The 21,943-nt window shown below is 68.3% G+C and carries 21 protein-coding genes; 9 read left to right on the top strand and 12 right to left on the bottom strand.

Annotated elements, in window-relative coordinates; all coding sequences use genetic code 11:
- The first annotated feature begins 44 nt into the window (after positions 1 to 44).
- A complete protein-coding gene (locus ACWEPG_RS02905; protein WP_450115296.1) occupies positions 45 to 998 on the top strand; it encodes a DUF808 domain-containing protein in 954 nt (317 codons plus the stop codon).
- Positions 999 to 1,019: 21 nt separating this feature from the next.
- Here the strand turns inward: ACWEPG_RS02905 and ACWEPG_RS02910 are convergent, their stop codons facing one another.
- From ACWEPG_RS02910 to ACWEPG_RS02920, 3 genes are all read right to left on the bottom strand, one after another.
- Entirely contained in the window at positions 1,020 to 1,544 is a 525-nt protein-coding gene (locus ACWEPG_RS02910; RefSeq protein ID WP_450115295.1) for a hypothetical protein, read from the bottom strand.
- A 168-nt stretch (positions 1,545 to 1,712) separates the two neighbouring features.
- Positions 1,713 to 2,423 carry a hypothetical protein gene (locus tag ACWEPG_RS02915; RefSeq protein ID WP_452593825.1) on the bottom strand — a complete coding sequence of 237 codons (711 nt, stop codon included), beginning with the start codon at positions 2,421 to 2,423 and terminating at the stop codon, positions 1,713 to 1,715.
- Between the two features lie 403 nt (positions 2,424 to 2,826).
- Positions 2,827 to 3,405 (bottom strand): TetR/AcrR family transcriptional regulator, encoded by a 579-nt coding sequence (locus ACWEPG_RS02920; RefSeq protein ID WP_450115293.1) that lies wholly within the window; start codon positions 3,403 to 3,405, stop codon positions 2,827 to 2,829.
- 101 nt (positions 3,406 to 3,506) lie between these two features.
- On the opposite strand from ACWEPG_RS02920, the gene ACWEPG_RS02925 reads away from it, so the two are divergent.
- The 3 genes from ACWEPG_RS02925 (at position 3,507) to ACWEPG_RS02935 (ending at position 6,719) form a co-directional block, all read left to right on the top strand.
- The gene (locus tag ACWEPG_RS02925) at positions 3,507 to 4,646 is read left to right on the top strand and encodes an acyl-CoA dehydrogenase family protein (protein ID WP_450115292.1); all 1,140 of its coding nucleotides are present in this window, start codon (positions 3,507 to 3,509) and stop codon (positions 4,644 to 4,646) included.
- Between the two features lie 25 nt (positions 4,647 to 4,671).
- Positions 4,672 to 5,886: an acetyl-CoA C-acetyltransferase gene (locus ACWEPG_RS02930; RefSeq protein ID WP_452593826.1), complete on the top strand. Its 1,215-nt coding sequence runs from the start codon at positions 4,672 to 4,674 to the stop codon at positions 5,884 to 5,886.
- A gap of 71 nt (positions 5,887 to 5,957) precedes the next feature.
- Positions 5,958 to 6,719 carry an SDR family NAD(P)-dependent oxidoreductase gene (locus ACWEPG_RS02935; protein ID WP_450115290.1) on the top strand — a complete coding sequence of 254 codons (762 nt, stop codon included), beginning with the start codon at positions 5,958 to 5,960 and terminating at the stop codon, positions 6,717 to 6,719.
- A gap of 222 nt (positions 6,720 to 6,941) precedes the next feature.
- On the opposite strand, the gene ACWEPG_RS02940 is transcribed toward ACWEPG_RS02935, so the two are convergent.
- Positions 6,942 to 7,085, bottom strand: a complete 144-nt coding sequence (locus ACWEPG_RS02940; RefSeq protein ID WP_450115289.1) for a hypothetical protein — start codon at positions 7,083 to 7,085, stop codon at positions 6,942 to 6,944.
- A 184-nt stretch (positions 7,086 to 7,269) separates the two neighbouring features.
- Here ACWEPG_RS02940 and ACWEPG_RS02945 point away from each other — a divergent pair, with 184 nt between their 5' ends.
- Both ACWEPG_RS02945 and ACWEPG_RS02950 read left to right on the top strand, forming a co-directional pair.
- Positions 7,270 to 8,187 (top strand): alpha/beta hydrolase fold domain-containing protein, encoded by a 918-nt coding sequence (locus ACWEPG_RS02945; RefSeq protein ID WP_452593827.1) that lies wholly within the window; start codon positions 7,270 to 7,272, stop codon positions 8,185 to 8,187.
- A 144-nt stretch (positions 8,188 to 8,331) separates the two neighbouring features.
- Positions 8,332 to 9,102 (top strand): PadR family transcriptional regulator, encoded by a 771-nt coding sequence (locus ACWEPG_RS02950; RefSeq protein ID WP_452593828.1) that lies wholly within the window; start codon positions 8,332 to 8,334, stop codon positions 9,100 to 9,102.
- Positions 9,103 to 9,434: 332 nt separating this feature from the next.
- On the opposite strand, the gene ACWEPG_RS02955 is transcribed toward ACWEPG_RS02950, so the two are convergent.
- From ACWEPG_RS02955 to ACWEPG_RS02965, 3 genes are all read right to left on the bottom strand, one after another.
- Positions 9,435 to 10,910 (bottom strand): glyceraldehyde-3-phosphate dehydrogenase, encoded by a 1,476-nt coding sequence (locus ACWEPG_RS02955; protein ID WP_452593829.1) that lies wholly within the window; start codon positions 10,908 to 10,910, stop codon positions 9,435 to 9,437.
- Positions 10,911 to 11,426: 516 nt separating this feature from the next.
- A complete protein-coding gene (locus tag ACWEPG_RS02960; RefSeq protein ID WP_452593830.1) occupies positions 11,427 to 11,828 on the bottom strand; it encodes a (R)-mandelonitrile lyase in 402 nt (133 codons plus the stop codon).
- On the bottom strand, positions 11,828 to 12,751 hold the full coding sequence (locus ACWEPG_RS02965) for a helix-turn-helix transcriptional regulator (protein ID WP_452593831.1): 924 nt from the start codon (positions 12,749 to 12,751) through the stop codon (positions 11,828 to 11,830). The genes ACWEPG_RS02960 and ACWEPG_RS02965 overlap by 1 nt, the downstream gene beginning before the upstream one ends.
- A gap of 429 nt (positions 12,752 to 13,180) precedes the next feature.
- Here ACWEPG_RS02965 and ACWEPG_RS02970 point away from each other — a divergent pair, with 429 nt between their 5' ends.
- Positions 13,181 to 14,074, top strand: a complete 894-nt coding sequence (locus tag ACWEPG_RS02970) for an aldo/keto reductase (protein ID WP_452593832.1) — start codon at positions 13,181 to 13,183, stop codon at positions 14,072 to 14,074.
- A 30-nt stretch (positions 14,075 to 14,104) separates the two neighbouring features.
- Entirely contained in the window at positions 14,105 to 15,142 is a 1,038-nt protein-coding gene (locus ACWEPG_RS02975; RefSeq protein WP_452593833.1) for a zinc-dependent alcohol dehydrogenase family protein, read from the top strand.
- Positions 15,143 to 15,800: 658 nt separating this feature from the next.
- On the opposite strand, the gene dnaB is transcribed toward ACWEPG_RS02975, so the two are convergent.
- The 5 genes from dnaB to rpsF all read right to left on the bottom strand — a co-directional run bounded on the left by dnaB (position 15,801) and on the right by rpsF (position 20,257).
- Entirely contained in the window at positions 15,801 to 18,044 is a 2,244-nt protein-coding gene (dnaB, locus tag ACWEPG_RS02980; protein WP_450114957.1) for a replicative DNA helicase, read from the bottom strand.
- Between the two features lie 560 nt (positions 18,045 to 18,604).
- The gene (gene rplI, locus ACWEPG_RS02985) at positions 18,605 to 19,060 is read right to left on the bottom strand and encodes a 50S ribosomal protein L9 (RefSeq protein WP_450114956.1); all 456 of its coding nucleotides are present in this window, start codon (positions 19,058 to 19,060) and stop codon (positions 18,605 to 18,607) included.
- 17 nt (positions 19,061 to 19,077) lie between these two features.
- Positions 19,078 to 19,320: a 30S ribosomal protein S18 gene (rpsR, locus tag ACWEPG_RS02990; RefSeq protein WP_007537290.1), complete on the bottom strand. Its 243-nt coding sequence runs from the start codon at positions 19,318 to 19,320 to the stop codon at positions 19,078 to 19,080.
- 48 nt (positions 19,321 to 19,368) lie between these two features.
- Positions 19,369 to 19,884, bottom strand: a complete 516-nt coding sequence (locus tag ACWEPG_RS02995) for a single-stranded DNA-binding protein (RefSeq protein ID WP_450133763.1) — start codon at positions 19,882 to 19,884, stop codon at positions 19,369 to 19,371.
- Between the two features lie 85 nt (positions 19,885 to 19,969).
- Entirely contained in the window at positions 19,970 to 20,257 is a 288-nt protein-coding gene (rpsF, locus tag ACWEPG_RS03000; protein ID WP_450114954.1) for a 30S ribosomal protein S6, read from the bottom strand.
- A gap of 171 nt (positions 20,258 to 20,428) precedes the next feature.
- Here rpsF and ACWEPG_RS03005 point away from each other — a divergent pair, with 171 nt between their 5' ends.
- Complete coding sequence (locus ACWEPG_RS03005) at positions 20,429 to 21,796, top strand: glycosyltransferase 87 family protein (RefSeq protein WP_452593834.1); 1,368 nt, start codon at positions 20,429 to 20,431, stop codon at positions 21,794 to 21,796.
- Positions 21,797 to 21,943 lie beyond the last annotated feature (147 nt).

Consider the following 21,943-nt stretch of genomic DNA (forward strand, 5'->3'; position numbering starts at 1 on the left):
GTGTGGTTTCGACCGGCTCTGCACATCCGAACTGGGAGGTTCCCGTGGCTGGTGGTCTCGTCGCCCTGTTGGACGACGTCGCAGCGATCGCGAAAGCGGCCGCGGCGTCGCTCGACGACATCGGAGCGGCGGCCGGCAAGGCCAGCGTCAAGGCAGCGGGCGTGGTCGTCGACGACACCGCCGTCACGCCCCGCTACGTGCACGGCTTCTCCCCCCAACGCGAACTGCCCATCATCCGCAAGATCGCGATCGGGTCGATCCGCAACAAGCTGCTGATCATCCTGCCGGTGGCGATGCTCCTGAGCCAGTTCCTTCCCCAGGCCCTGCCGTACCTGCTGATCGCCGGCGGCACGTTCCTGTGCTACGAGGGCGCCGAGAAGGTCTACGAGGCACTCACCGGCGGTCATCACGAGGACGAGGGCACGGCCGAGGCGCAGGGCGGGCCCGAGCACGAGAAGACGATGGTCAGCGGCGCGATCCGCACCGACCTGATCCTGTCCGCCGAGATCATGGTGATCTCCCTGTCGTCGGTCGAGGACGAACCGTTCCTCACCCGCCTGTTGGTGCTCATCGTCGTCGCGATCCTCATCACCATCCTGGTGTACGGCGTCGTCGCCCTGATCGTGAAGATGGACGACGTCGGCCTCGCGCTCGCGCAGCGCAAGTCGACGTTCAGTCAGCGGATCGGTCGCGGCCTCGTCGCCGCGATGCCGAAGGTGATGGCGACGCTCACCGTCGTCGGTATCGCCGCGATGCTGTGGGTCGGCGGCCACATCCTCATCGTCAACGTCGGCGAGGCCGGATTCCACTGGCCGGCCGATCGCCTCCACGACCTCGAGCACTGGTTCGGCGATCTCGTGCACGGCGGCTTCGGCGGCGTGCTGTCCTGGACCGCGGGGACCGTGGCGTCCGCCCTCGTCGGACTCGTCGTCGGCGCGATCGTCGTGCTGGTCATGCACCTGATTCCGAAGCGGAAGAAGAAGGACGCGGCGCACTGACCGGTCTGTGGAGACCTGAACCTAGGGGACCTGGAAGACGGCGGCCCCCGGGCTGACGGGGACGTGGTCCCCGGTCCGGTAGGAGGACGCGGTCGCGACGACCACGCCGCCGCCGGTGGACACCGTCGCCGGGGTGTACCGACACCAGTCGTCTGGCGCGATCGGGCCGCGGTAGTCGAGCGGGACGCGTCGGACCTCGGCGGTGCCGGTGGCCCCGGTCGTCAGGTTCCGCCAGTTCACGGTCACGCCGATGCAGTCGTACGAGTCGATCACGTACGTCGTCGGGCGCGCCAGCCGAAAGGTCACCTCACCCGGCGGACCTGTCGTCGCCGACGGGGTCAGGGACACCAGCGGCGGAACGTAGCACCTGAACCCGACGCCGCAGCCGGAGAGGAACGTGACCGGGATCTGAAAGGCCGTCGTCGATGCCGGTGGGCCCGGAGGTGGGTTCGCCGACGCGGCGGCCAGGCCGACGGACGGACCCAGGACGGACCCGAACGCAACGGCTCCGGCGACGAGCAGACGAGGAATAGCTGTCCGGTGCATGGCTGCCCTCCCACCGTGGGATCCGCCCCGACCCTGCCGTATGCCAGCGTAGCCGCCGAGCACCGGCCGATCGGCCGAATGCCAGGCGCCATCTCGGCGCCGGCCGCAACCGCTCACAACGGCGAATGCAACGGGCGGGCAGGACCCCACGTCGGATGTGTCGGTGGTTCAGGCCCGATCGTGCACGGGCGAGGGAATCCTGGTGGCGCGGTACGAGTCGCCGCTTTGGGTGGGGCGCCACAGGCGCCAGTGTTTCGCGGACAGCCGGAACGGGAGATGGTCCTGCAGATGGCGAGCACCTGGCGAGAGCCGTTCGTCGGCGGGCAGGTTGAGCCACAGGGAGAGCGAGGAATCCGCGGTGCCGAGGGTTGCGCGGATGCCCGAGCTGCCCAGCAGCCGTCCGTACCCGTCCACGGCGAAACCCCCGAACGTGTCGGGGGTGATGTCGGGATACGGGGCGCTGGCGTCCGGGTCGACGAGGCGCACGGGCGTGCGGTAGGTCAGCGCGGCCAGGGAACGCCCGTGGGTCGTGACCGCGTCGGGCCCGACGACGACGAGCGCATCGAGCGCGTGGTTCACGGATTCGGGTGGAACGTTCCACTCCGAGTGGGTTCGGGCGCGGTAGCGGGGTCCGCCGAAGCGCTCGGTGGCGGCCGCCACCAGCTGCTCGGTCAACCCGGGCGCTCCGCCTGCAGCGATCTCGAACGCCCACGATGGCGACGACACCGGTTCTGTGCATGCATCGACGAAACCCTGCAGACGCCGGAATGCCTCGTGAGGACGCTTGGCGCGAAGCGAGTGCGCACCGCCCGCGGACCCGGGCAGTCCGTCATAGGTCACCACCTGAGGGAGGGTTGCGTCCCGTGTCGTCCGCGCCACCTGCACATCGTAGATATCCGGTGACGCGCGCCCATGCCCCGATGGAGGTTCCGCGCCAACACCCGCCGGTATTACGAACGGATGCACCGCTTCCCGGGTGGACTGATCGTGCTCGGCGACGGTCTGTGCAGCTTCAACCCGATCTACGGCCAGGGAATGCCGACCAGCACCCGCGACGCGATGACGTTGTGGGAATGCCTCGACCGTGGCGTCCGCAGGGGCGAGAGCCTCGACGCGATCGCCCACCGCTTCCGGCAGAGTTCTGGCGGCTGTCCTCGCCGAATCGGCACGGGTCGGTCGCCTTCGCCCGGGAGGTCGGGACGCCATCGCACCGGCGGTCGGCGTGGGCTCGTCGAAGATATGACGGCGTCCGGCCCCGGCGACTCGCGCAGCTCCCGGTCGGTCAGGCGCTGACACCGGCGGTGAGGATGGAGGCGAGTTCGCGGTAGGCGCTCGCGTCGTCGAGTCCGGTGTCGGCGCGGACGCCACCCTGCTGGATCCGCACCATCATCGTCGCGGCGAGGTCCGCGGCGAATGCGGCGTGCACCCGCCGGAAATCGCCGGTCGCGACGCCGTCGCTGATCAGCTCGTGCACACGGCGGGCCGCGATGCGGGTGTTGCGTTCGTACACCTCGCGGGCGGGGGTGAGCGCGTCCAGATCGGCCATGTACTGGTCCGACGCGTCCGCGAGGGCCTCGCCGACCGCGGTCAGGTACGCGGCGATGCGGTCGCGCGGGCCGGTAGTCGCGGAGACACTCGCCTCGACACGCTCGGTCGCACGCTTGAAGAAGTGCACCGTCGCGGCGGTGACCAGCTGTTCCTTGCTCCCGGCCAGGGTGTAGAGGGTGGACTTCGAGCACTTGAGCCGGGCCGCGATCGCGTCGAGCGTCAGATGCGCGAAGCCCTCGGCGAGAAACAGCTCGACCAGGGCGTCGAACAGTTCTGTGCGTCGGGCGGTCGCGAAGGACGAACGGGTCTCCATACGGTGGATAGTACTGCCGGACCGCTTGCAGTACTCTCGAGTGAACAGTACTGTGCTCCGTAATTCAGTACTACCTTCCGTGTGATCTGCGAGGAGAAGCCGTGGCCGTCGACCGCCTGCTGCCCACCGACGAGGCGCGGGATCTGATCCAGCTCACCCGCGACGTCGCCGACAAGGTCCTGACACCGATCGTCGACGAGCACGAGAAGACCGAGACCTACCCCGAGGGCGTGTTTGCGACGCTCGGCGAGGCGGGACTGCTGAGCCTGCCGTACCCGGAGGAGTGGGGCGGCGGGGGCCAGCCCTACGAGGTGTACCTGCAGGTGCTCGAGGAGATCGCCGCCCGCTGGGCCTCGGTCGCGGTGGCGGTCAGCGTCCACAGCCTGGCCTGCCATCCATTGATGGCGTTCGGCACCGACGAGCAGAAGCAGCAGTGGCTTCCGGAGATGCTCGGCGGCAACACGATCGGCGCCTACAGCCTCTCCGAGCCGCAGGCCGGATCCGACGCCGCGGCCCTCGCGTGCAAGGCCACCGCGACCGACGGCGGATACCGGGTCAACGGCGCCAAGGCGTGGATCACCCACGGTGGGATCGCCGACTTCTACAACCTGTTCGCCCGCACCGGTGAGGGTTCGAAGGGCATCTCGTGTTTCCTGGTCCCGAAGGGCACCGAGGGGCTGAGCTTCGGCAAGCCCGAGGAGAAGATGGGCCTGCACGCGGTGCCCACCACCTCCGCCCACTACGACGACGCCTTCGTGCCCACCGAGCGGCGCATCGGCGCCGAGGGCCAGGGTCTGCAGATCGCGTTCAGCGCGCTCGATTCCGGTCGCCTCGGCATCGCCGCCGTCGCGGTCGGGCTCGCCCAGGCCGCCCTCGACGAGGCGGTCGCCTACGCCCGGGAGCGGGCGACGTTCGGCCGCAAGATCATCGACCATCAGGGCCTCGGATTCCTGCTCGCCGACATGGCCGCCGCCGTCGACTCGGCCCGGGCCACGTACCTCGACGCTGCCCGCAGGCGCGACGCCGGACTGCCCTACTCCCGCAACGCCTCGGTCGCCAAACTCGTCGCCACCGACGCCGCGATGAAGGTGACCACCGACGCCGTCCAGGTGCTCGGCGGCTACGGCTACACCCGCGACTTCCGCGTCGAGCGGTACATGCGCGAAGCGAAGATCACCCAGATCTTCGAGGGCACCAACCAGATTCAGCGCCTCGTGATCAGCCGCCACCTCGCCGGCTGACCTCTCCCCACACCGAAAGAGACCCATGCCCACCTCCGTGATCGTTGCCGGCGCCCGCACCCCGATGGGTCGCCTCCTGGGATCGTTGAAGGACTTCTCCGGCGCCGACCTCGGCGGCATCGCCATCAAGGGCGCACTCGACAAGGCCGGCGTGTCCCCGGATCAGGTCGACTACGTCATCATGGGCCAGGTCCTCACCGCCGGCGCCGGGCAGATCCCCGCCCGGCAGGCCGCAGTCAAAGCCGGCATCCCGATGGATGTTCCGGCCCTGACCATCAACAAGGTCTGCCTGTCCGGTGTCACCGCGATCGCGATGGCCGACCAGTTGATCCGCGCCGGCGAGTTCGACGTCGTCGTCGCCGGCGGCCAGGAATCGATGAGCCAGGCACCGCACCTGCTCGAGAAGAGCCGCACCGGGTTCAAGTACGGCGACGTCACGATGCGCGATCACATGGCGTTCGACGGACTCCACGACATCTTCACCGATCAGGGCATGGGCAACCTCACCGAGTACGCCAACATCGACGAGCGGGCGGTCTCCCGCGAGGAGCAGGACGCCTTCTCCGCGGCCTCGCACCAGAACGCCGCCCGCGCGTGGAAGGACGGCCTGTTCGACGACGAGGTCGTGCCCGTGGAGATTCCGCAGCGCGCAGGGCGAAGCGGGCGGGCGGGCCATGGCACAGCCGACCCGATCCTGTTCACCACCGACGAGGGCATCCGCCCCGACACCACCACCGAGACCCTGTCGAAGCTGCCGCCCGCGTTCGCGAAGGACGGCACCGTGACCGCCGGATCGGCCTCGCAGATCTCCGACGGCGCGGCCGCGGTCGTCGTGATGAGCAAGGCCAAGGCCGAGGAGCTCGGGCTGAGCTGGATCGCCGAGATCGGCGCCCACGGCGTGGTCGCCGGGCCCGACTCGACACTGCAGTCGCAGCCGTCCCGCGCCATCGCGAAGGCGTGCCAGCGGGAGGGCATCGCCCCGACCGACCTCGATCTCGTCGAGATCAACGAGGCGTTCGCCGCGGTCGGCGTCGCCTCCGCCCGCGAGCTCGGACTCGACCCGCAGCGCGTCAACGTCAACGGCGGCGCGATCGCGCTCGGTCATCCGCTCGGCATGTCCGGCGCCCGCATCGCCCTGCACCTCGCGCTCGAACTCCGCCGCCGCGGCGGTGGCACCGGCGCCGTCGCACTCTGCGGCGGCGGCGGTCAGGGCGACGCCCTGATCCTGCACGTCCGCTGACACCGAACCGCCTCGGGCACAGCGCTCTCCGTGACGGGAGCGCGCACACGAACCCACACCATAGGAGCACCATGAACATCGACGGAGCCGTCGCGATCGTCACCGGCGGCGCGTCCGGCCTGGGCAACGCCACCGCACGCGAACTGCACGCGCGCGGAGCCCAGGTCGTCCTGATCGACCTCCCCACCTCCAGCGGCCACGACGCCGCCGCCGAGATCGGCGACGGCGCGCACTTCGTCGCCGCCGACGTCACCTCCGCCGACGACATCGCCAAGGCCGTCGACTTCGCGGCCGGCCTGGGCGACCTGCGGGTCGCCGTGAACTGCGCCGGCGTCGCCACCCCCGGCAAGGTTCTCGGCCGGAACGGCGCACTGCCGCTCGAGGATTTCGAGCGCGTCGTCCGCATCAACCTGGTCGGCACGTTCAACGTGATCCGCCTTGCCGCGGAGAAGATCTCGGCCACCGAACCGATCGACGGTGAACGCGGCGTCATCATCGACACCGCCTCCGTCGCCGCGTTCGACGGCCAGATAGGCCAGCCCGCCTACGCCGCATCCAAGGGCGGTGTCGCGGCCCTGACACTCCCCCTCGCCCGGGAGTTCGCCCGCCACCTCATCCGCGTCGTCACCATCGCCCCGGGAATCTTCGAAACCCCGATGATGGCCGGGCTGCCGGAAGAGGCCCAGCGTTCACTCGGCGAACAGGTCCCCCACCCCTCCCGTCTGGGCAAGGCCACCGAATACGCCGCACTGGCCGCCCACATCATCGACAACCCCATGCTCAACGGCGAAACCATCCGGCTCGACGGAGCCATCCGCATGGCACCGAAGTAGCGCATACTCCTCGACCCGGGTTCGTCGGCGTCCGAACCACAACGGGAAATGGGCAAGCCCTACCTCGGAAGGCCACCGCGTACACGCCGTGATTCTTCGCCTACGAAGTGGGACTCGTTCCGTGAGCGCGAATTCGAGTGGCCGAAACCGACTGCCGCTCTTCCCCGACCGGGAACCGGCCCGGGGAAGAGCGGCTTACGTGGTCCGCCGTGCTGAGCTGGCTCAGAAGGGCCGGCCCAGCACCGTCGCGAGCAGCTGTAGCGGCATCGTGATGAACGACGCCCCGACGAAGAGCGCCGATCGCAGTGGATCACCGGCCAAGTACCCCTCGCGGATCCACTCCAAGGTGTCGACAGCAGAACCCATTCGATTTCCCTCCCCATTCGTTTGCGATTCACCAGCATCGTCGCCCGCTAGCAACGATCCGTTACAGAATCTCCGGCGGGCAACCGCGCGACGAGCCCGATATCGTCTGCCGCCAGAGGGTTTGAGAATGCCGAGAGCGGCGCAGCGACAGCGCCCGCGTTCCATCCCGGAATGAGGAGGACGCGTGCGGTTCGCGCTGGATGTGCTGTCGGCCGACGTGCCTGCGGAGCAGGTCGATGAGGCTCGCGACTTCTACGCCTCGAGGCCGGCCGGCCGCGGCCCAAGCACTCTCGAGGAGTTGCGGGAGGTACGAGCGGCGAGGTCCACGCCGTCGCCCGCCGACCCACCGGCGATCGAGGAGGTGGCCGTTGCCGCGGGAGCACGGGTGCCGGTACGGATCTGCACACCCACCGACGGCCGCGCGCGGGGCGTCTACCTGGACATCCACGGCGGCGGCTTCTACATGGACTCCGCAGCGCGGGACGATGTCCGGAACCGTGAGCTCGCCGATGCTCTCCGCATCGCCGTCGTCAGCGTCGACTACCGGCTGGCACCAGAGCACCCGTGGCCGGCCGCACCCGACGACTGCGAGACGGCGGCGCTCTGGCTCATCGAACACGCACAGGCCCGCTTCGGATCCTCCCGACTGGCGATCGGTGGACGCTCGGCCGGAGCGACACTCGCGCTGGCAACCCTGCTGCGGCTGAGGGACAGAGGCGCCGTCGACGGGTTCACCGGCGCCGCACTCCAATTCGGCACCTATGACTTGAGCGCGCAGACCCCGGCCGGCCGTCGGATCGCAGATGAGTACTTCATCCGGGCGTACGTCGGCCACGTGGCAGATCGCACCGCACCGGACATCTCCCCCGTATACGGCGACCTCCACGACCTTCCCCCGGCACTGCTGGTCGTCGGGAGCAAAGACGTGTTGCTGGAAGACAATCTCGCGATGGCGGGCCGGCTCTCCGCCGCAGGCAACGAGGTCGAACTCCGGATCTACCCCACGGCACCCCACGGGTTCACCGGCCACCCCACGGCCATGGCCCGGACTGCGCTCAGCGGCATCAACTCATGGCTGCTCGAGCGAATCACCCAGTCGTAGAGACGCAGCGAACGCCAGGGTGACCCACGTCATGCTTGCTTTCGAACTATTGCCGATATATCGTTGAGGCATCGGAAGAGCTGAGAGTCGGAAAGCGACCTCGCCACCGACATCCACAAACATCAACGAGAGGCAACAACCACCATGGAGAACATCCAGGATTTGAACCGACATGACATCAGCGGCCGAGGACGCCGCGGCCGCCCGGGACGGACGGGCCGCGAGCACGGACGCCTGGACGGCGGACCCGAGGCCGGCGGCCACGGCCGACGAGGCGAGCGAGGTGGCGGCCACGGCCGCGGAGGAGACTTCGGTCCCCACGGCGGCCACGGGCCACGGTGCGACCGCGGCACCCGAGGTGAGTTCCCCCTCGGCCGCCGCGGCGGACGCGGGCAGGAGAACGAGCGGGTCGGCCGCGGCCGCGGCCGAGGCCGTGGTGGCCGAGGACGGCGCGGCGACGTGCGCACCGCAGTGCTGGTGCTGCTCGCCGAGGGCGAGATGCACGGGTACGAACTGATCCAGCAGATCGCCGAGCGCAGCAACGGCGTGTGGAAGCCGAGCCCCGGCTCGATCTACCCCGCTCTCGCCCAGCTCGAGGACGAGGGACTCGTCCTCATCGAGAAGGTCGCCGGCCGCAAGAATGCCCGACTCACCGAGGCGGGCACCACCTACGTCACCGAGCACCGCGACGAGCTGGGCACCCCATGGGACGAGGTCCGCGCCGACGTCGGACGCCCCGCCCAGGAACTGCGCGGCCTGATGCACCAGCTCACCGGCGCAGTCCGGCAGGCGGCCTTCGCCGGCACCACCGAGCAGGCGCAGGCCACGGCCGACGTGCTGACCGAGGCCCGGCGCGCGATCTACCGCATCCTCGCCGACGACACCGCCGCCACCGGGGGGCCGACCGCCGAGTAGCACCCCCGACGCACGGAGGACGCCGACGGTCAGACCATCGGAAGACCCTCTCCCCCAATCGATCCTCCGGGGAGGGGGTCTTCCTCGCCTGTGCTCGACACGGCCGTCAGATGATCCGGGTCAGCCGCGGCCGCAATGGAGGACGGACGTGGGTGACGCGTCATCGGCATCGAACCGGGCGGCAGCGAGGGATGTCCGTTCCACCACCATCACCAACTCACCGGCGACGGCCGGGTGTCGAGTGCACCCGGCCGCCTGTCGGCGTCAGTTGTGTCCCATACCGTTGCCGCAACGGCATCCACCCGAACAGACGCCCCCTCGCGGGGCCGATGTCACTGTGCAGTGGCAGGCACAGCGACCGGCGCCGCGGCAGCGGAGTCCGTCGCGGGATAGATGGGGTACTCCACACCCGAGAGGTACTGGACGGTGCGCACAACCTGGCACGAGTAGCCGAACTCGTTGTCGTACCAGACGTAGAGAATGGCGGTGTCGCCGTCGACGATCGCCGCGTTCGCGTCGATGATGCACGCCGCGCGTGATCCGATGAAGTCGCTGGACACGGCGTCGGTCGCAGCGGTGTAGTCGAGGTTCCGACTCAGTGCGCCTGTCAGCGATTCCTGACGAAGATGTTCGAGCACTTCATCTTTGGTGGTCTCACGGGTGAGCTGAAGGTTGAGGATCGCGACGGAGACGTCCGGGGTGGGTACGCGGATCGAGTTGCCGGTGATCTTGGCCTTCAGCTCGGGCAGCGCCTTCGCGACCGCCGACGCGGCGCCGGTCTCGGTGAGCACCAGGTTGAACGGCGCGGAACGACCACGACGGTCCGCCTTGTGGTAGTTGTCCAGCAGGTTCTGGTCGTTGGTGAACGAGTGCACGGTCTCGACGTGGCCTCGCACGACGCCGAACTCGTCGTCCATGGCCTTCAGCGGCGGGACGATGGCATTGGTGGTGCAGGATGCGCACGACACGATGCTCTCGGTCGGGTCGAGGTCGCGGTGATTGACACCGTGCACGATGTTGGGGACGTCACCCTTGCCGGGTGCGGTGAGCACCACCTTGGCCACACCCGGGCGGAGGTGCTTCGACAGCCCGTCGCGGTCGCGCCAGATCCCGGTGTTGTCGATCAGGATGGCGTTGTCGATGCCGTACTCGGTGTAGTCGACGCTCGTCGGATCGTTGCTGTAGATGAACTTGATGACGTTGCCGTTGGCGATCAGGGTGTTGTTCTCGGTGTCGACCTTGATCGTGCCGTTGAACTGCCCGTGAACGGAGTCACGACGCAGCAGCGAGGCACGCTTGGTCAGGTCGTCACTGCCGCCCTTTCGGACCACCACGGCACGCAGGTTCAGTCCGTTACCCGAGCCGGCCTTCTCGATGAGCAACCGAGCGACGAGTCGACCGATACGTCCGAATCCGTAGAGGATCACATCCTGCGGCTGCGGAGACGTCGGCGTGGTGCTGACCAGTTCGGCAAGGCTCTGTGCAACGAACTCCGGGATCGACGCTCCGTTGCCGTTGGCGCGGTACGCCATCACCAGCAGTCCGAGATCGATCTTGGACGGCCGGAGATCGAGGTGTGTCAGTGCCTCGAGGAAGGGGAAGGTCTCCTCGACGGACAGCTCCTCGCCTTCGATCTGTCGGGCGAAACGATGGGTTCGCATGATCTTGATGACCGACTTGTTCACCAGGGAGCGGCTGTGAAGCAGGATGGTCACCGAGTGCGTGCGGTGTAGGCCGCCGATGATCGGGATCATTGCTTCCGCAAGAGCCTCCTCGGAGTTCCACTGTGCCAATTCCGGTGTGCTCACTGCGCTCCTCTGCCTTTCCGGCTCGTGTGACACGTCCGTGGGTTGGATGCAGCCCCAGACGAGACGCACGTCACTCGCCGGTCAGCGTTCTGAATCGGTGGAACAGTCCGCGACGGACGCCGATTACGACGTGCGCGACACCAAGCATATGGAAGCACTCCTTGGGGTCGACAAGTCGGTCACCGAAACCGTCCCGCGGGCGTGGACCTGGTCGCCTCACGGGAAGGAAGGCCCCGGGTTCTGTGCCGCTTTCCCCCGGGCCACACCTCGGTTGTGAGGGCAGCATGCAAACGCCTGCTGAACCTTGCGCCCGTCCGGCTCAAGTCGTCCATCGGCGACGAACTCGTAGCCCTTCCGGGTACGTGGAGCCCAACATCGACCACCTCGCCGGCTCGTCCAGTGGACAGGGCAGGGAGCAGTGCGACGGACGGCGGCGGAACAACATAGGGAACCAGAGGTGCGGGGCAGCCTCCGCGTCCACTCGATCGTTGGTGTCGCACCGCCCCCGACCCACGTTCAGCGGCGCAGGTATTCCCTGTCGGTGACGTGGTCGAGCCATGTCGTGGTGGTGTCCGGGTCATCGGCGTTCTCGAGCATCGCGAGGTGCTCCATGAAGTCGTCGGGGGTGGCACCGTGCCAGTGCTCCTCCCCGGGAGGGCAGTACACCGTCTCGCCAGGATGCGCCTCGACGACGTCGCCGCCTCGGGACTGCACGAGGGCTATGCCCGACGTCACATGCAGTGTCTGTCCACGCGCGTGCGAGTGCCATGCCGTGCGGGCACCCGGCGCGAACCGCACACGGGCAACAACCATCCGCTGATCCCCGTCCTGCGGTACCGCAATCGGGTCGAGCCACACGTCCCCGGTGAACTGCTCGGGCGGGTTCTTGATCGTGGAAGGTTTCGACAGCTTCTGCATCAGTTGACCTTTCGAGATTCGGTTGACTCGACCGTGGCCGGGGCTGCTGCCAGCGTCGTGGCCGCCCACGAGGTGAGGAGCTTGAGTCCGTCGTCGGACGGCGACCCGGGCACGGCGGTGTAGACGTTGAGTTGCAGGCCTGCGTCCGCGGGAAGTTCCAGCGCCTCGTAGGCGAGTTCGAGCCGCCCCACCGCCGGATGGTGGAAGACCTTCGTTCCGCTGCGGTGGTAGCGCACGTCGTGCGACGCCCACATCCGGCGGAAATCCTCACTACGCGTGGACAGTTCCCCGACGAGTGCGATGAGCTCCTTGTCGTAGGGGTTCTTCCCTGCCTCGGCACGCAGGATGGCGACGGCGTCGTGCGCCGTCTTCTCCCACCGCTCTCCCCAGAACTGTTGGGCCGCATCGCCGTCCAGGAAGTGGAACCGCGCGGTGTTCACGGGCTGGTGCGCGATCCTCTCCGGCGAGTCGTACATCGGCGCGTACAGCGCGCGGCCCAGCAAGTTCGCCCCCAACACGTCGAGCCGACCGTTGCGCACGAACGCGGGCAGCCCCTCCATCGAGTCGAGGATTCGCTGCACGGCGGGGCGCAGCGTCGCCGGCGACTTCCGGCGCGCCCGGGACCGTGCGGCCCCGGACGCGTTCGCGGCCCGCGCGAGGTCGAACAGGTGGCCGCGTTCCGCCTCGTCGAGCTGCAACGCCTCGGCCAACGCCTCGAGCACCGACTCGGACACACCGCTGAGATTGCCGCGCTCGAGCCGGGTGTAGTAGTCGACGCTCACCCCGGCGAGCATCGCCACCTCCTCGCGTCGCAGTCCCGGCACCCGGCGGTTCCCGCCGTACGCCGGCAGTCCCGCCTTGTCGGGTGTGATCCGGGCACGCCTCGAGGCGAGGAACTCACCCGTCTCCGCCTTCAGATCCATGCCTTCGACGGTACGACCGGAGCACCGCACATGGGAGGTACTGGCAGTACCGGGCACGACCGGCACTCCCCGAGCGGCGCAACCGGGCTTGCCTGGACGTCATGACCCACACCCGCACGCCACCGCGCGGCACGACGGCGAGCGGCTCACCACGCTCGTCCTCGATCCTCGCGATCATCCTCGTCGTGTACTTCACCCGCGCCCGGCATCCTGAACTCGGTCCACCAACTCGGCGGAGCACTCGGACCGAGCCTCGCCCTCGCCGCAACGGACTCGTACCCGGCGGCCATGCTTGCCTCGGTGGCACTGATGGAGGGGGCGCTCGCGGCCGCCGTCGGGCTCGTCACGCCCGGCGCGCGGCGAACTTCCCGCGAACGAGGTAACAACAGACCCTCCCTGATTCCGCCCACCGTTCCTACCGTGGAAGGCATGCCTGTGAATCCCGTCCCCACCCTGACGCTGAACAACGGCGTCACCATGCCCGCCCTCGGCTACGGCGTCTACCAGACACCCCCGGCCGAGACGATCACCGCGGTGGAGTCCGCGCTGCGTACCGGATACCGACACATCGACACCGCCGCCGCCTACGGCAACGAGCGTGAGGTCGGTGCAGCGATCCGCCGGTCCGGACTGGACCGCTCCGACCTCTTCATCGAGACCAAGGTCTGGATCAGTGACTACGGCTACGACGCGACCCTGCACGCGTTCGACAAGGGTGCCGGCAAGCTCGGCGTGGACCAGATCGATCTGCTGATCCTGCACCAGCCGCTCCCGACCCGGTTCGATCTCACCGTCGAGGCCTACCGGGCGCTCGAGACACTGCTCGCCGACGGCAGGGTCCGATCGATCGGTGTCAGCAACTTCATGGCCGACCACCTCGACCGGCTGCTCGGGGTGGCCACCGTGGTTCCCGCCGTCAACCAGGTCGAGGTGCACCCCTACTTCCGGCAGCCCGACGTGCTCGCCGCCGACGCCGAGCACGGCATCCTCACCCAGGCCTGGTCGCCGATCGGCGGCATCACCTTCTACCGCGACGGCCACAGCGGCAGCACCCTCGACGACCCGACGCTCCGCGCGATCGGCGACGCGCACGGCAAGTCCGCCGCTCAGGTGATGCTGCGCTGGCACCTGCAGCAGGGCCGCTCCGCCATCCCCAAATCGGTCACCCCGCACCGCATCGCCGAGAACTTCGACGTCACCGACTTCGTACTCACCGACACCGAGCTGGCCGCGATCGACGCCCTCGACACCGGTGTCCGCGGCGGCCCCGAGCCCGAGGCGATCACGCTCGAGAACTTCGGCCTCGCCATCCCCGAAGCCTGACCAGATCCACCAGAACAGGAAACCTTCTTCATGCGAGCAACATTCATGTACGGCGCCGGTGACGTGCGGGTGGAGGAGGTACCCGACCCCACCATCCTCGAGCCGACCGACGCGATCGTCCGCGTCACCCTCACCTGCGTGTGCGGGTCCGACCTGCACCCCTACCACTCGATGCCGGCCGGTGACGAGGGGTCCCCGATGGGGCACGAATTCATCGGTGTCGTCGAGGAAGTCGGCGATGCGGTGACCGGCCTGAAGCAGGGAGACCTGGTCATCTCCCCGTTCGCGTTCGCCGACAACACCTGTCCGTTCTGCAAGGAGGGCTTCCACACCGCCTGCCGACACGGCGGCTGGTACGGAGCGAACGGTGTCGGCGGCGCACAGGCGGAGAAGGTCCGTGTCCCGCAGGCGTCCGGCACCCTCGTTCCCATCCCATCCGACGTCGACGAGAAGCTGTTGCCGTCGCTGCTGACCCTGTCGGACGTCTACCTCACCGGGTACCACGCTGCGCACATGGGCAACGTCGGCCCGGGCAAGACCGTCACCGTGATCGGTGACGGCGCGGTCGGCTTGTCCGCCGTGCTCGCCGCGAAACAGCTTGGTGCCGAGAAGATCATCCTCATGGGACGACACCCGGCCCGCACCGACCTCGGGCGCCGATTCGGCGCCACCGACGTGGTCCCCGAGCGTGGGGAGGAGGGCATCGCCAAGGTCCTCGAGCTCACCGGCGGGGAGGGCTCGCACGTCGTGCTCGAGGCCGTCGGGCACATGCCCGCCTACGAGCAGGCCTATGGCGTCGTCCGGCCCGGCGGCGTGATCTCCCGCGTCGGCGTACCCCAGTACGAGGACGCACCGATCGGATTCGGATCACTGTTCGGCAAGAACGTCACCCTCAACGGCGGCCCCGCGCCGGTCCGCGCCTACATCGAGGCCGCCATCCCGCAGGTGCTCAGCGGCGAGATCGATCCGGGGCAGGTCTTCGACGCCGAGACCACTCTCGACGACGTCGCCGAGGCGTACCGGCTGATGGACTCCCGCGAGGCACTCAAGGTGCTCGTCCGACCTTAACCCGATCCGGAGGTGAGATGCACCAGGGCACCTCACCTCCGGGGCCGCCCAGCCCACCTCAGGTGAACGACGATGTCTCCCACACAGTCCCCTCGGGCTGACAACGGCCTGCATGAACTTCGCAGCAGTCAAGATGGCGGGCGGAAGGGGGTGTCGATACTCGGAGCAGTCGGTTTGGCCGCCTGGGAGAAGCCAGACGTCCGCAGCGCGATCGCGCTCATACTGCGTCACATGCGGGTACACAACGAGGCGATTCCGATTCTGCTCATCGAGTTGAACGGGCCTGCCTCGATACGAATCGAGCCCGCACGAAATGGGCTGCGTACCAGCGCGAGATCAAGCCAGCCTGAGAAGTAGGCACTCAGGTGCCGCGGGTTCGTTGTCCTCCGTGTCGGTTCGATGACTGCCCGTCAGGCACGCCGTTGTCTGGCAGAGCGTTCGGCGCTCGGTGGTGCCGAGTAGTCGCGCTCATCGCCCGCGCAGCGCGGAAGTTGCCTTCGAATCCGGAAGAATTCCAGACTCGGTTGGCACTCGATGCCTGCGCCTTTCCGAAACGCGACCCAGCGTGGATTTATGACAAGTGCGAGACATACAGGTCCGGAAATGGCCAGCTAGATGCGGAACCTACACTCCTCCTACCACTACTGTTGTTCCTACCCTACCCCCGCGCCATGTCGACGAAGCGTGAGTAATGCAGTTGGTGCGCAACGGTAATCGTGGCCGTCGGACCGCCTCGGTGCTTGCCGAGGATGATGTCGGCCTCGCCGCCGCGGGGGTCGTCGCGTTCGAAGGCGTCGGGGCGGTGCAGCAGCATGACCATGTCGGCGTCCTGCTCGAGGGAGCCGGACTCACGGAGGTCGGAGACCTGGGGACGCTTGTCGGTACGCTGCTCGGGGCCACGGTTGAGCTGACAGATCGCGACCACCGGAACCTCGAGTTCCTTCGCGAGAAGCTTGAGGCTACGCGAGAATTCGGAGACCTCCTGCTGCCGGGACTCGACCTTCTTGCCGGACGTCATCAGCTGCAGGTAGTCGAGGACGACGAGTTTGATGTCGTGTTTCTGCTTGAGCCGCCGTGCTTTTGCGCGGATCTCCATCATCGTCAGGTTGGGGGAGTCGTCGATGTAGAGCGGGGCCTCGCTGATCTCGCTCATGCGCCGCGCCAGTCGCGTCCAGTCGTCGTCGGTCATCTTGCCGGACCGCATGTCCGACAGCTTGATCTTCGCCTCCGCGGACAGCAGACGCATGACGATCTCGGTCTTGCTCATCTCCAGTGAGAACAGGACGCTGGCCATGCCGTGCTTGACCGAGCACGAGCGCATGAAATCCATGCCGATGGTGGAGTTGTGCGTCGGCACCATGGAGTGGCCGGCGAGGTACAGGTGCTCGGCGTTGTCGACCTCGACGCACCGCACCGGGACACTGTCGACGCGGCGGACGGCGACGATCCGGCGGACACCGCACCGCTCCGCGTGATGTCCACGAAGTTTCTTGTGTAGCAGCGCCTTACGCGGCCCACCGAACACGTCGTCCTCGGTTGCGAAGGTCACCGTCGCGCCGGCGACCCGGGACTCGTAGCCCAGGCCCGCGAGCAGCTCGGCGAGGTCGGTGGCGAAGTCGGCGTTCGGCGCGGACACCCGCACGGTGCCGTCCGCTTCGACGTCCGCGACGGTGTCCAGCACTCCGGCCAGCAGCGTGCGCCGCTGTGGCTCGGACGCGCGCTGGTAGCGCGGCGGGATCCGGTGCTCGCCGCCGTCGCCGATCGCGGTGAGGTCCGCGTCGTCCTCGGCCTCGATCCGCATGACCACCTCGGGATCGACCGCCGACGCGGCCACGGTCCCGTCGCCGAGCCAGGCGCCGAGCGAGTACGGCGGCACCGGCAGCTCCTCGTGCGGCAGCTGCAACGCCCGCGTGTTGGCCACCACGTGCCCCGCGTCGGCGGTGGCGGCGATGTCGCCGGTGATCCGCACGGCGGCGGTTCCGTCGACCTCCGTCAGCCACTGGTGCTGCTCGTCGGCGACGAGGACGGTGCCGTCGGAGAACTCGACCTCGTAGCAGGGCCGCCCGGTCATCACCTCGGTCGCGGCGACGACGGTGGTGGGCCTGCCGTGCGCGTCGACGAGCCGGTCGCCGACGGCGACCTCGCCCATCGTGGTCCAGCCGGTCGGGGTGGGCAGGGGAGTGTCGAGGGCGAGCGCCTTGCCGACGCCGGGTCGGGCCGCGACGATGATCATCTGTCCCGGGTGCAGGCCGTTGGTGATCTCGTCGAGCTCGCTGAAGCCGGTGGGAACACCGAGCGAGATACCGCCGCGGCTGGCGATGGAGTCGATCTCGTCCATCGTCGGCTGCAGCAGTTCCTCGAGGATCACGAAGTCCTCGGCGGTGCGGCGCTCGGTGACGTCGTACAGCTCGGCCTGGGCGCGGTCGACGACCTCCGAGGCATCCTGACCGTCGGCGCCGGCGTACCCGTACTGGACGATGCGGGTGCCCGCCTCGACCAGCCGTCGCAGGATCGACTTCTCCGCGACGATCTCGGCGTAGTACCCGGCGTTCGCCGCTGTGGGCACCGCCTGGGTGAGCGTCACGAGGTAGGGCGCACCGCCGATGCGGCGCAGCTCGCCCTTGCGCTCGAGTTCGGCGGCGACGGTGACCGGGTCGGCGGGCTCACCGCGCGAGTAGAGGTCCAGGATCGCGTCGTACACGCTCTGATGGGCAGGCCGGTAGAAGTCGCCGGGGCGCAGCTTCTCGAGCACGTCCGCGATCGCGTCCTTGCTCAGCAGCATGCCGCCGAGCACGGACTGCTCCGCGGTCATGTCCTGCGGGGGCTGACGCCCGAAGTCCTCCCGGGGCGGCTCGTCCGGCTCCGGGTAGTCCGAGTGCCCACGATCGTCGACAACCGCCACGCGATAACCGTCCTCTCCCGCAAGTACGAGCCCGCTGCAGAAGACCGTGCAACCGGCACCATACGAAATAGATACGCGCCCACACCGACACGGTTCTCCGGTCGGGCCGGAAGACCCGTCCCGGACCGCCTCGCGGACACGCCCGCGACGACGTTATGCACAGCGGCCGCCCGGATCAACACGGCTTGTGCACACAGCTGTGGATGAATTGTGGAATCGCCAGCAACGGGTTGTTCACCACCTGGGGACAACATGAGGATAACGAAGATCACACATCCCAAGACTGCAGGTCAGACGACATTTTTCTGTTCACACAGCTGTGGAGGAAGACTCGTCCGGCGTGTCGTCGCCGATCGGAGGTCGGGCGTGTTGCGCATTTCACCCCCTTTCGCAACGTGAAATGGCACACAGTGACAGATGACACCTGTCGGACGCTCGTTTAGGTGTCGGTCACAACCCCGTACACCTGCCGGTTTCGCGTGAAACCGAGCCTGAAACACAAACAGCAGGGCCCCGCAGACCGGGGTCTGCGGGGCCCTGCTGTCGAACGGGGTGACGGACTAGCCGGCAACCACGTTCAGGTGGAACTTGGCGGTCACGTCCGGGTGCAGGTTGATCAGCACCAGGTGCTTGCCGACGGCCTTGATGTGGGCCTTCGGCAGCTCGACGATCCGCTTGTCGACCACGGGGCCACCCGCGGCCTTGATGGCGCCGGCAACGTCGGCGGCCGTAACCGAACCGAACAGCTTGCCCGAGTCGCCGGCCGTCTTGACGGACAGCGAGATGCCCTCGATGCCCTCGATGGCGGCCTTGAGCTCCTTGGCGTGGTCCAGGCCGCGCACCGCGCGGGCCTCCTGGGCACGACGGATGCCCTCGACCTGCTTCTCGGCGCCACGGGTGGCGACGATCGCCAGGCCGCGGGGCAGCAGGTAGTTGCGGCCGTAGCCGTCCTTGACCTCCACGGTGTCGCCGGGCGCACCGAGGTTGTCCACGTCAGCAGTGAGGATCAGCTTCATGTCTTCCCTCCCTTTCCTTAGCGAGCCGTAGAGACGTAAGGAAGCAGGGCCACCTCACGCGAGTTCTTCACGGCAACCGCGACGTCCCGCTGGTGCTGGACGCAGTTGCCGGTGACACGGCGCGCGCGGATCTTGCCGCGGTCGCTGACGTACTTACGCAGCAGCGTCGTGTCCTTGTAGTCGATCTGCACGTTCTTTTCCTTGCAGAAGGTGCAGACCTTCTTCTTCATCACCTTGTCGCGCAACGGCGGCTTCGGCATTGTCCTTCTCCGTACTTCTCAATGTTCATCGCGTCCGACCCCGGAGGGTCAGAACGGCGGTTCGTCGTTTCCACCGCCACCGAAGGAACCGGACGCCTGCGGGGCGCTGCCCCACGGGTCGTCGGCCGGCCCGGCCGCGGGGCGTCCACCGCCCGCGCCGCCCGAGGAACCGAAGCCGCCACCGCCGCCACCGCCACCGCGGTTGGCCTTGTTGACCTTGGCCGTGGCGTACCGGAGCGAGGGGCCGATCTCGTCGACCTCGAGCTCCACGACAGTGCGCTTCTCGCCCTCACGGGTCTCGTAGGACCGCTGCTTGAGCCGGCCCTGCACGATCACCCGCGAACCGCGAGTCAGCGACTCCGCGACGTTCTCCGCTGCCTCACGCCAGATGTTGCAGCGGAGGAACAGCGCTTCGCCGTCCTTCCACTCGTTGCTCTGGCGGTCGAACGTGCGGGGCGTGGACGCGACGGTGAAGTTCGCGACCGCGGCACCCGCGGGGGTGAAGCGGAGCTCGGGATCGGCCGTCAGGTTCCCGACGACGGTGATCACGGTGTCGCCTGCCATGTGGTTCCTCCTGCAGTGTGTGGAATCCAGATGCCCCGAGCCTAGGGCGTCGATACGACAGCCGTCGGGCCCGGCGCGGACAGGATCACTTGTTGTGGCGCAGAACCTTGGTGCGCAGCACCGACTCGTTCAGGCCGAGCTGGCGATCCAGCTCGTTGACCGTGTCCGGGGTCGCCTTCAGATCGATCACCGCGTAGATGCCTTCGCTGTGCTTGGCGATCTCGTAGGCGAGGCGACGCTTGCCCCAGATGTCGACGTTGTCGACGGAGCCGCCGTCCTTGCGGACAACATTGAGGAACGTATCCAGCGACGGGGCGACAGTGCGCTCGTCCAGGCTGGGGTCGAGAATGACCATCAGTTCGTAATGACGCATAAGACCTCATCACCTCCTATGGACTGTGAAACGGTCACGGACGTTCCGTGACAGGAGGGTCGTTGCGTCAGCAACCTTTGCAGGGTACACGAGGTGCCCCTGACCTGCGAAATCGCACCCCTCGCCGCGGCGGAACCGAGTCCCGGCGCCCGGGCACCTAGGGTGGGGCGCATGCGGACACCGGCCCGGGCCAGCACCACCACGACCGTCGCCGTGACCCTGGTGTGCGGCCTGACGCTGGCCCTGGCCTACCTGAACAAGGCCCGCTGCGCCGGCGCCCCGTTCGACGCCCTCGGCCGCAGCCTGGTCTTCGACCGGATCAAGGACTCGTCCGTCTGCTACTCGGACATCCAGTTCCTGTGGATCGGCCGCGACATCGACAACCACGTCTTCCCCTACCTGACCGGCGGCATCACCGACACGGGGGTCCTCACCGGCGGCACGGTGGAGTATCCGGTGCTCAGCGGGCTGCTGATGTGGCTCGGCGGCGTAGGCTCGCACACCGACGCCGAGTTCCTGCTGCATTCGGCGCTGATCCTGACGCCGTTCGGGCTCGCGACCGCGTGGATGCTGGGCAGGCTGGCCGGGTGGTCGGCGCTGCTGTGGTCGGCGGGACCGCCGCTGGTGCTGTACGCCTTCCACAACTGGGAACTGCCCGTGGTCGCCGCGGCCACCGCCGCGGTGTTCGTGGTCGCCGTATTCGACCGGGTGCCGCTGCGGACCCGGGGCGCCCTGGCGGCGGTGCTGCTGGCGGTCGGGTTCTGCCTGAAGATCTATCCGGGCGCGTTCGTGCTGCCGCTGATGGCGTACGTGTTCACCGGCGGCATCGGCGGACGGGAACTGCCGGCGACGGTGCCCGGCCGGTACGACCCGAAGGGGGCGCTCGCCGTCGCCGGCGCCGCGGTCGCGACGACGGTCGCGATCAACCTGCCGTTCGCCGCGCTGGGCTGGCAGGGGTGGCTCGCATCGTTCGCGTTCCAGTCGGACCGCCAGGCGGACATCACCACGAATTCGGTGTGGTACTGGGGAGTTCGGCACCTGTTCACCTCGGGGGAGGGCCCGGACAGCGACTACGCCCACTTCGTGTCGGTGGCGTCGCCGCTGTTGATCTTCGCCGCGTTCGCGGCGGCGGTGTGGCTGGGGTGGCGGCGCCACCAGCGGGAGGGCACCTACCCGTGGGTGGCGGTCAGCGCCGCGATGCTGTGCGGATTCATGTTGCTGCACAAGGTGCATTCGCCGCAGTACACGCTGTGGCTGATCCCGTTCCTGGTGCTGCTGCGGGTGCCGTGGACGCTGGTCGGCGCCTACCTGCTCGCCGACCTGGCGATGGGTGTCGGCGTGTTCCGGTACTTCGCCGCGCTCGGCGCCGGCGCGGACGCCTCCACCGAGGAGGTGTTCGTCGAGATCGGTGTCTGGGGTCGCGCCGCGCTGCTGGTCGTGTTCTACGTCCTCTTCCTGCGGGCCCGGCCCCGTGCCCCCGTGGCCGAGCCCGTTCCCGACGCCGAGCCGACCCCCACGACCACCGCACGCACCGGATGACCGAATCCCACAGTCGGCGGCGGTCATTCGACACCCTCGACGTGAGGTTCACACTGTCGCGGCCCCGGGGGCGGCGATAGGCTCGGATTCGCGGTGCCCCACTTCGACGGTGTACGCGACTCGGACGTCCACGGCCCGAGCGTGCCG

The organism is Rhodococcus sp. NPDC004095, from assembly GCF_053604015.1.

What these genes read in the sequence shown, in the direction of transcription:
- ACWEPG_RS02910 (WP_450115295.1), bottom strand. Translation starts at nt 1,544, where the DNA reads ATGCACCGGACAGCTATTCCTCGTCTGCTCGTCGCCGGAGCCGTTGCG.
- ACWEPG_RS02920 (WP_450115293.1), bottom strand. Translation starts at nt 3,405, where the DNA reads ATGGAGACCCGTTCGTCCTTCGCGACCGCCCGACGCACAGAACTGTTC.
- ACWEPG_RS02930 (WP_452593826.1), top strand. Translation starts at nt 4,672, where the DNA reads ATGCCCACCTCCGTGATCGTTGCCGGCGCCCGCACCCCGATGGGTCGC.
- ACWEPG_RS02935 (WP_450115290.1), top strand. Translation starts at nt 5,958, where the DNA reads ATGAACATCGACGGAGCCGTCGCGATCGTCACCGGCGGCGCGTCCGGC.
- ACWEPG_RS02940 (WP_450115289.1), bottom strand. Translation starts at nt 7,085, where the DNA reads ATGGGTTCTGCTGTCGACACCTTGGAGTGGATCCGCGAGGGGTACTTG.
- ACWEPG_RS02950 (WP_452593828.1), top strand. Translation starts at nt 8,332, where the DNA reads ATGGAGAACATCCAGGATTTGAACCGACATGACATCAGCGGCCGAGGA.
- ACWEPG_RS02960 (WP_452593830.1), bottom strand. Translation starts at nt 11,828, where the DNA reads ATGCAGAAGCTGTCGAAACCTTCCACGATCAAGAACCCGCCCGAGCAG.
- ACWEPG_RS02965 (WP_452593831.1), bottom strand. Translation starts at nt 12,751, where the DNA reads ATGGATCTGAAGGCGGAGACGGGTGAGTTCCTCGCCTCGAGGCGTGCC.
- ACWEPG_RS02970 (WP_452593832.1), top strand. Translation starts at nt 13,181, where the DNA reads ATGCCTGTGAATCCCGTCCCCACCCTGACGCTGAACAACGGCGTCACC.
- ACWEPG_RS02975 (WP_452593833.1), top strand. Translation starts at nt 14,105, where the DNA reads ATGCGAGCAACATTCATGTACGGCGCCGGTGACGTGCGGGTGGAGGAG.
- rplI (WP_450114956.1), bottom strand. Translation starts at nt 19,060, where the DNA reads ATGAAGCTGATCCTCACTGCTGACGTGGACAACCTCGGTGCGCCCGGC.
- rpsR (WP_007537290.1), bottom strand. Translation starts at nt 19,320, where the DNA reads ATGCCGAAGCCGCCGTTGCGCGACAAGGTGATGAAGAAGAAGGTCTGC.
- ACWEPG_RS02995 (WP_450133763.1), bottom strand. Translation starts at nt 19,884, where the DNA reads ATGGCAGGCGACACCGTGATCACCGTCGTCGGGAACCTGACGGCCGAT.
- rpsF (WP_450114954.1), bottom strand. Translation starts at nt 20,257, where the DNA reads ATGCGTCATTACGAACTGATGGTCATTCTCGACCCCAGCCTGGACGAG.
- ACWEPG_RS03005 (WP_452593834.1), top strand. Translation starts at nt 20,429, where the DNA reads ATGCGGACACCGGCCCGGGCCAGCACCACCACGACCGTCGCCGTGACC.